The sequence below is a fragment of the Mesorhizobium sp. M7D.F.Ca.US.004.03.1.1 genome (assembly GCF_003998635.1).
GTDB lineage: Bacteria > Pseudomonadota > Alphaproteobacteria > Rhizobiales > Rhizobiaceae > Mesorhizobium > Mesorhizobium loti.
The window spans coordinates 1-803 of sequence record NZ_RZQG01001523.1 but is presented as its reverse complement, the minus strand read 5'-3'; the positions used below and the strand labels follow the sequence as shown (position 1 = coordinate 803).

Here is an 803-nt window from a genome sequence, read left to right as displayed (position 1 = left end):
CTGTTGCCGCGCTCGACGATCTCGGCTGCGATGTTGTTGATCTCGATCAGCGTCGATTGCGGCCGTGGTGGCGCGATGAAGGTGCCCACACCTTGCAGACGGATCAGGAACCCCGCCGAGGTCAACTCTCTGAGGGCCCGGTGAACCGTCATCCGCGACACGCCGAGTGAAGCCACCAACTCATTCTCGGACGGCAGCTTGCGATCCTTGCCCCACCGGCCCGTTCCGATGTTCGCCAGGATGTAGTCCTTCACCTTCTCGTAGAGAGGGCTGGCCGTGTCGGGCAAAGTGATCATTTCAAAAGTCCTTTCCGGCGATTTATCGGAAATCACGACTGCTCGACAGGTTGCCGCATGCGGATGATTGTTTTCAAGCCATCGCTTTGCCCCGCCAACAGCCGCTGATAGGCGGCGGGAATCTCATCCAGGCCGATCTCTTGGTCGATCAACGCCAGCAGCGGTTCGCCGAGTTCACCCAGCATCCGCACCGCCTCGGGCAGCTCATCGGCAAAGGCGTGGCATCCCAGCAACCCGATTTCGCGTTCGACCAGCGTGTTGGGATCGATGTCGAGACGGTCATGGAAGATGCCGACCATGGCGATCGTGCCGCCGGGATCGAGAACGCCGAGCAACTGATTGAGCGCCGCGACGCTGCCGGTCGCCTCAATGGCCGCGAGCAGCGGGGCATTGGCGGTTGCGGCGGCAATGGCATCCCGGTTCAGATCGACAATCGTGGCACCCGTCACCCGCGCCACCCGGGCGCAGCGGCTCTGGTTGCGGTCGGCAACGAGCACGGTGCCGGCG

At 63.0% G+C, this 803-nt stretch carries 2 protein-coding genes; both read right to left on the bottom strand.

The genetic code is table 11. The features are described 5' to 3' along the window. On the bottom strand, positions 1 to 296 hold a 296-nt coding region (locus EN935_RS38405), incomplete at its 3' end, for a GntR family transcriptional regulator (protein WP_127374367.1). Between the two features lie 32 nt (positions 297 to 328). Next, positions 329 to 793 carry a zinc-binding dehydrogenase gene (locus EN935_RS38400; RefSeq protein WP_245489174.1) on the bottom strand — a complete coding sequence of 155 codons (465 nt, stop codon included), beginning with the start codon at positions 791 to 793 and terminating at the stop codon, positions 329 to 331. Positions 794 to 803 lie beyond the last annotated feature (10 nt).